The following is a 7,050-nucleotide window of genomic DNA, read 5'->3' as shown; positions in this document are numbered from 1 at the left end:
TCTCTGGAGCGCTCGCCGATTGTCGCGGAGTAGGTCAGGCCGAGCGCGGTGGCCTGCGAGATGCGCCAGTCGAGGCCGGCTCCCGCCACAAGTGCCTCGCGATCGATCCTGGCGGCGAAGACAGTGGCCGGGGTGGTGCCGGCGACGAAGGCGGTCCGGGCTTGCGGGGTGAGCTCGCCAAAACCGTGGCGCCAGCCGAGCATGGCCCGGGCGAACAGCGGCATCGCCCCGATCTGCGCCTCGGCCCGCAGGCCCAGCGTGGTGAAGCCCAGCGTCTGGTCGGAGGAGAGCACGCGCAAGGCCGCCGCCCCGCCGCGCTCGGTGCCGGCGTCGGTGCTGACGCGGATCAAGGCGAGCTGCGCGAAGGGCTCCAGCGCGAAGCCCTGGAAGGCGAAGCCGTAGCCGAGCTCGGCGAAGCCTTGCGTCACCGAGCCCGGACGCTGCAGGCGCAGCAGGTCGCCGAGGCCGCGGATCTGGACCTGGCGGCGGATGTCGCTCTCCGACCATGTGTGAGCCGCGCCGGCATCGAGCCTGAGCTGGCCGAAGCGGGCCCCGGCATAGAGCGCGGCATGGCCGCTCTCAAGCTTGCCGGTGGAGAGGCGGGCATCGAGGTCGAAGCGCGACTGGCTGTAGCCACCGGCGACACCGACCTTCAGCGACGAACCCGGCGCGTCATAGAGCATCAAATCGGCACCGAGCAGGGCGCCACCGCTGCGGCGGCTCATGCTCGCGGCATTGCCGTCGCCATCGGTGTTGCCGGTGCTGCCGAAGGCCGTGCCCCAAAAGGCATAGCGCGCCTGCGGAACCGGCGCTGGCATGACGATCGCGCCCTTGCGGCCAGGCAGGTCGGCGGTGAACGAGGCCGCGACCTGACCGGGCGCCTGTGTCAGCAACGGGCCGCGCAGATGGCCCAGAATGGTGTCGCGCACCAGCCGGCTCTCGTCGATCATCACGCTGACCGCCTGGGCATGCGCTTCGCCCGAGAGCAGGTCGAAGCCGGTTCGCGCCTCCTCCGCCGTCGCCGAGATCAGCGCGTCATAGACTGGATTGCCAACACCCAGCCGCTCCGCCGCGATCGCGATGAAGCCCTGGTTGCGGCTCTGGGCGATATAGGTGCCGCCGCTGCTGCCGGAACTGCCACCGGAGCTGCTACCCCCCGAGCTGCCGCCATCGCCCGGTCCGAACGAGGTGTCGTTGCGGGTCATGGTCAGCGTGACGTTCGTGCCGCCATAGCTCAGTGACGGTGTCAGGAAGGCCAGGTTCGAGGTGACGCTCGTGAAGGTTCCGCTGACCCCGCCCGAGGCCGTCAGGATCGTGTAGTTCGTCGACGCTGCATAGTTGCCGCTCTCGGCCAGAACCTGCACCGTGCCGCCCGAGATCGTCGCCGAACCGGACGCCACGATCCTGTCGCTCTGCCCAGCCGCGTTGATCTCGACCTGATAGGTCGAGCCGCTCGCAAACGAGACATTGCCGGAGACGGTCAAGGTCCCGATCGAGTTGCCGGGCGCGACTGTGCCGGCATTGGCGACGGCGAGCGTGCCGATCGTGCCGGAGCCGCCGAGCGTGCCGCCGTCCAGCGTGACAGTGCTGGTGATCGAGCCGTTCACCACCAGCTTGCCGGACGAGACCGTCGTGCCGCCGGTATAGGTGCTGGTACCCGTCAGTGTCAGCGTGCCCGTACCGGTCTTGGTCAGGCTGCCACTGCCCTCCATCTTGCCCGAGAAGCTGGTCGAGGCATTGCTGCCGCCCGCCTTCAGCGTCGACCCGGTGCCGATCTGGACCGAGCCGGCACCCGCGATCGAGCCGACCACCGCGATCAGGCCGGGAAAGTCGGTGATCTCAAGCGCCGCGCCGCCGGCGATGGTATAGTCGGAGGCTGTGGACAGCGCTGCAGCATTGGCGGCGAAGAGCCGGCCCTGCTGGATTCTGGTCGCGCCGGAATAGGTGTTGGTGCCCGACAGCTCCAGTGTTCCGCTACCGATCTTGGTGAGGCCGCCGGTGCCGGTGATCGATCCCGAGAAATTCGTCGACGCGTTGTTGCCGCCCGCGGTCAACGTGCCGGCACCGAGCCTGACCGCGCCAGCACCGGCGAGCGAGCCGACCGTCTGATCGAAGCCGTCGAGATCGAGCGTCGTCCCGCTGGACAGCGTGAAGGCCGAGCCCCCCGAGAAGGAGCCCGCCTGGCCGGCACGCAGCGTCCCGCCAGTGACCGTCGTCGCGCCGGAATAGCTGTGCGCTCCAGTCAGCACCAAGGTGCCTGCGCCGGACTTGGACAAGGCGCCGCTGCCCGAGAAGCCTTGCGTCACGGTGACGGCATTGCCCGCTTCGACGATGTCGAAGCCGCCGCCATTGCTGCCGAGGACGATGTTGCGCGCGAGCGTGGTCGGCGTCGTCCCGGTTACCTGCAGCACGCCGCCGTCCAGCGTCAGCGTTCCCGAGGTGCTGCCGAGATTGCTGTCCTTGGAGATGCTGAGCACGCCGCCCAGGATCGTCGTCCCGCCGGTATAGGTGTTGGTGCCGGTGAGGACGGTCGTTCCGGCGACCTGGCGCACCGAGCCGGCTCCGCTGATCACCGGCGTGAAGTTGTAGTTGCTGCTGGTGTGGTTGAAGACCAGCTGGCTGGCGCTCGCCACCAGCGAGACGGTCCCGACAAGCAGGTCGCCCGCCGCCGCGGCGGCGCTGCCTTCGGCGGCGCCGATGTTGAGCGTGCCGCCGGCGCCGCCGGCGGAGAGCCCGGCGACGATCGTGCCGTCGCCGGCGCTGCCGAGCTTCAGGCTGCCGCCGGCCGAGACCGTCAGCGTGCCGGCATTGGAATAGCCGACATAGAGCTGCGTGCCGTTGCCGAACCATTGCGAGCCGGTCCCGGTGATCGTCACCGAGCTGTTCCCGCCGCCACCGACGATGCCGACATTGCCCGAGCCGTTGCCGCTCTTGACCGAGCCGCCGGCCTCGATGCGCAGCGTGCCCGAGCCATGCTCGCCGACCCGCATCTGGCCATTGGTCTCCCAGCTCGAAGCCAGGCCGGTGACGATCGCGGTGGCGCCGTTGCTGATATAGGCCTGACCGCTGAAGCTGTTGCTGCCGAGCTTGCCGCCACCCTCGATCCGCAGCGTGCCCTCGTTCACCCAGGTACGGCCAATGTAGCCGGCCGAGCTGTCGCCGGTCAGCACCAACGTGCCGGCGCCCTGCTTGATGAAGCTGGCGCTGCCCGTTGTTGTGATCGAACCGGTGAGCGTCAGCGTCGTGCCCGTATCGGTCTCGATCCGCCCCCCGCCATTGCTGAAGGCGATGTTCCGCCCGCTCGTGAAGCTCGCCGTCGTGTGCAGCACCGCATCGGCCCCGGTCCCGGCCCCGCCGACGACCGTCGCATTGTTCAGCGTAAGGGGTCCGCCCGCGCCGCCAAGATTGGCATCGGACGAGATCTGGATCGTGCCTTCCGAGATCGTCGTAGTGCCGAAATAGGTGTTGGTCGCGGTGAGGGCCAGCGTGCCGGTTCCGGTCTTGGTCAGATTGCCGACGCCGAAGACGACACCATTCATCGTGAAGGTCTGGCCGGAATCCACCTCGACCGTACCGGCCAGGAGGAGTTCCGCCGTCCGTGACGTCGAGAAGCTCGACGTCACCTGCAAGGTGCCGGAATTGAACAGGAGGCCACCCGAGCTCGCGCCGAGATTGGCGTCCCGGGAGACCGCGAGCTTGCCCGCGGTGAGCGTCGTGCCGCCGGTATAGGTGTTCGTGCCCGTCAGCGTCACCGTGCCGCTGCCCTGCTTGTGCACGATGCCRCCGCCGCTGATGACGTTGCCGACCGTAACCGCGGTCGGCTGGTTGAAGACCAGCGAGCCGCTGTCGATGACGATGCCGCCGGAGAGGCCGCTGCTGGCATTGAGGAAGGTGAGCGTGTTGACGCCGCCGGTGAAATGGAGCGCCGCGGCCTGGCTGGTGCCGTTGCCGGACATGCCGCCTGCGATCGTGCCTGCCGTGACGATTGTCAGGTTCGAGCCGACGATGCCCTCGCCGCCCGCGCCGGCCGCGCCGGGAAGGATGCCTCCGCCACTGGCGGCCCCGCCGTCACCGCCCCGAATGGTCCCGGTTCCGCTGAGGGCCAACGAGGAGCTGCCGACCGTGAAGAGCAGACCCGTGCCGCCCGAGCCGCCGGACCCACCGGAGCCGAATCCGAGCCCGTTGCCGCCATCGCCGCCATTGCCGCCTGTGACGGTGAAAGCGATCGCCCCGACATTGCCGGGGCCTGTCACCACAGCACCATAGCCACCTGCGCCGCCACCGCCGCCGCCAGCGTTGAGCGCTCCGGCGTGATGGACGCCGGCCCCGCCGTCGCCTCCGGCAGTGCCGCTCGAACCGATGCCTGGCAGGACCAGGCCAACATAGCCGTGCACGCCACCGTCGCCGCCGTCGCCGCCGGTGTTGGTGGGGCTCGTGCCGCCCGCGCCCCCCGCACCGCCAGCTCCGGCACCGGCACCGCCGCCGCCGCCGCCGGAAGCCGCCCCTATGCCATCCATCCCCGGGGTGCCCGCGCCGCCGGCGATATCGGGATTGTCACCGCCGCCACTACCGCCGAGCATGCTGAGGCTTATGTGGCCGCCCGTGCCGCCTTCGGCCAGCGCCGGGCCAGCGAGCGACGTATATAGGAGCACGAGCGCCGTCCCCGCGCACAGGCGCGAGCGGAGCCGGGTGGCAGATGGCTTCCCAGCCTCGGCAACGAGAACGGATGTCACGAGAGTCCCCCCGGACGGCGACACAACCTGCAGGTGGACCTGCAGCGGTTTCCTCGTCGCGCCGCCGCTCGCGACTGCCGAGTCTGTCGCCAATATCTCAGGCGAATCGCGGCTCGCCCACTACCCGAAAGGGTATGGCCGGCGCCATGCAATGCAGAAGATGCAGGTTCCCACTTTAACGCATACCCCACCGATCGCCGCTAGAGCATGGTCGCCGGACGCTCCTGCCTGGGTTTCGGGCGCGACGAGACCAAGGGACCATGGACGGCGACCTGAGGAACGAGATCATTGCCCTCTACGAGGCTCAGCCGGACTTGCTCAGCCTGCCTGGCCTTCTCTTCGCCGGCATCGGCCGCCTGATCGATGCGGAGGTGGTGAGCTTTTCCGAGTTCCATCATCCGAGCCGCGATTTCCGTTCGATGGTCTCGGTCGAGGACGAGCCCGAGAAGCGGGCTCGTGCCATGCAGGCCTTCGCCTGCCATATGCACTCGCATCCGTTCTGGCAGTACGATCCGGCCTTCTTCGGCGAGCGGGCGCTGCGAGAATCGGATTTCTTCACGGACGAGGAGTTCCTGGCGCTGCCGATCGCCAGGGAGGCGTTCCTGCCATCGGGCGCGCGCCGCATGATGGCCGTCGTCCTGCAGCATGAGCACTATGTCGTGACTGTCGTCGGCCATCGCGTCCTCGGTCGCCACGCTTTCAGCGACGAGGAGCGCGACAGGCTCGAAGCCTTCCGCCCGCACATGCTGCGCAGCTACCGGCAGGCGCAGGAGCGCACGCTCGCCATGCTCACGCCGGCCGAGCGGCTGCGGCTCGCCTTTCCCGACCTCACGCCGCGGCAGCTCGAGGTCGCCTCGCTGATCGCATCCGGAAAGTCGAACGAGGAGATCGCGATCATCCTCGGCATCGGCATCGATGCCGTCAAAGCCCATGTCAAGGCGGTCTATGGCAAGATTGATTCGGACAATCGCCGCGCGACGATAGCCATCGCCCACACCGTGCCGCCATTCGCAAAGCTTCCGCCGCTATGGAGGCTCGATCTGGACGCCTGGAGCGGCCGCGGGAATAGCCGAGAAGCAAGCGAGCTTCCGTAAGGCCACGGCTTGATGCCATCAGAAATGTCTGGTTCCGGGCGATGCCCGAAGGTCCGCTATTGGCGCGATCGCGACATCCGAGAGACGCCCTCCGAACTTCGGCATTCCACCCAACCCGGTCATCTGCGGCGGCCGCGCACCTTGAGGCAGTCTCGCGCCAGGAGCGGACCTCGGGTATCGAAAGCGGACCTCCGCTGCGTAGCCGCGTCAGGACCGGAATCGCCCCGTTGCGGACGTTCGGAAGGTTAGCTTCTGAAAACCTTGCTTACTGACGTGGGTTCATCCTGCCTTCGGCCCGAAGGAAATCACCTTCGCGCCATCGCGCCATGCGTCGAGTTGATCGGCCCACCATTGCGCCATCGTGAGCCGTTCCTTCCAATGCTCCCCACGCGCGTATGCGCGCCGCACAGCGTCCGGGTCCTGATGCGCCAACGCCCTTTCGATGGCGTCGGCAGAGAATTTGCCGCTCTCATTCAGAAGCGTCGAGGCGGCGGCCCGGAAGCCGTGCGACGACATTTCATCTTGGTCAAAGCCCATCCGTCGAAGGGCGCCGTTCATCGTATTTTCCGATATCGGCCGCTGTTCCACCTTTCGGCCTTCGCCACCGCTGACACCATAGCCGGGCAGAACCAACCGGCCACCACCAGTGATTGGCTGGAGGTCCTTCAGGATCGCCAGCGCCTGACGCGGCAACGGCACACGATGCTCACGGCGCATCTTCGTGCGGATGGCGGGGATCGTCCAAACCGCCTTGGCGAGGTCGAATTCCCGCCATTCGGCCAGCCGCAGTTCGCCGGGGCGAGGGAAGAGATACGCCATTAGCTTGAGCGCCGCATTGGTCGATGGCTGACCGTTGAAACCGTCGATGGCGCGCATCAGTCCGCCAAGCTGCACCGGATCAGTGATCGCCGCGCGATGCTTCACCACCGGAGCGGATATTGCGCCGCGAAGGGCGAAGGTCGGATCGTTGACGGCGCGTGCAGTCGCGATAGCGTAGCGGAAGACTTCGCCGATGACGGCGCGAAGGCGCTTGGCGGTTTCGAGCCGGCCCTTGCCTTCCGCCTTCCGCAGCACAACCAGTACTTCCGCAGCCGTGATTTCCGTCACCGGCCGATCGCCAATCGACGCATCTGCCAGCCCATACAGCCATTCGAGCTTTGCGAGCGTGTTGGCCGCTTTGCCTTCCCGCCGCTTCTTGTCCAGAAGCTCGGCAGCCACCTTGG

The 7,050-nt window shown here is 67.9% G+C and carries 3 protein-coding genes; 1 reads left to right on the top strand and 2 read right to left on the bottom strand.

Translation table 11 applies throughout. From position 1 onward, the window contains the following. Positions 1–4,652: autotransporter domain-containing protein (locus tag AC1DS0_RS13430; RefSeq protein WP_476814824.1), on the bottom strand; the 4,652-nt coding region annotated here is incomplete at its 3' end. A gap of 341 nt (positions 4,653–4,993) precedes the next feature. Between AC1DS0_RS13430 and AC1DS0_RS13425 the strand changes: the two genes are divergently transcribed. Beyond that, positions 4,994–5,827, top strand: coding sequence for a helix-turn-helix transcriptional regulator (locus AC1DS0_RS13425; protein WP_476814823.1), 834 nt, complete (start codon positions 4,994–4,996; stop codon positions 5,825–5,827). Between the two features lie 279 nt (positions 5,828–6,106). On the opposite strand, the gene AC1DS0_RS13420 is transcribed toward AC1DS0_RS13425, so the two are convergent. Then, on the bottom strand, positions 6,107–7,045 hold the full coding sequence (locus tag AC1DS0_RS13420; RefSeq protein WP_476814822.1) for a tyrosine-type recombinase/integrase: 939 nt from the start codon (positions 7,043–7,045) through the stop codon (positions 6,107–6,109). Positions 7,046–7,050 lie beyond the last annotated feature (5 nt).

The organism is Allobosea sp. P4_H5, from assembly GCF_056400825.1.
Note: the sequence above shows the minus strand (reverse complement) of the source record. Positions and strands in the feature narration are given on the sequence as shown.

What these genes read in the sequence shown, in the direction of transcription:
- AC1DS0_RS13425 (WP_476814823.1), top strand. Translation starts at nt 4,994, where the DNA reads ATGGACGGCGACCTGAGGAACGAGATCATTGCCCTCTACGAGGCTCAG.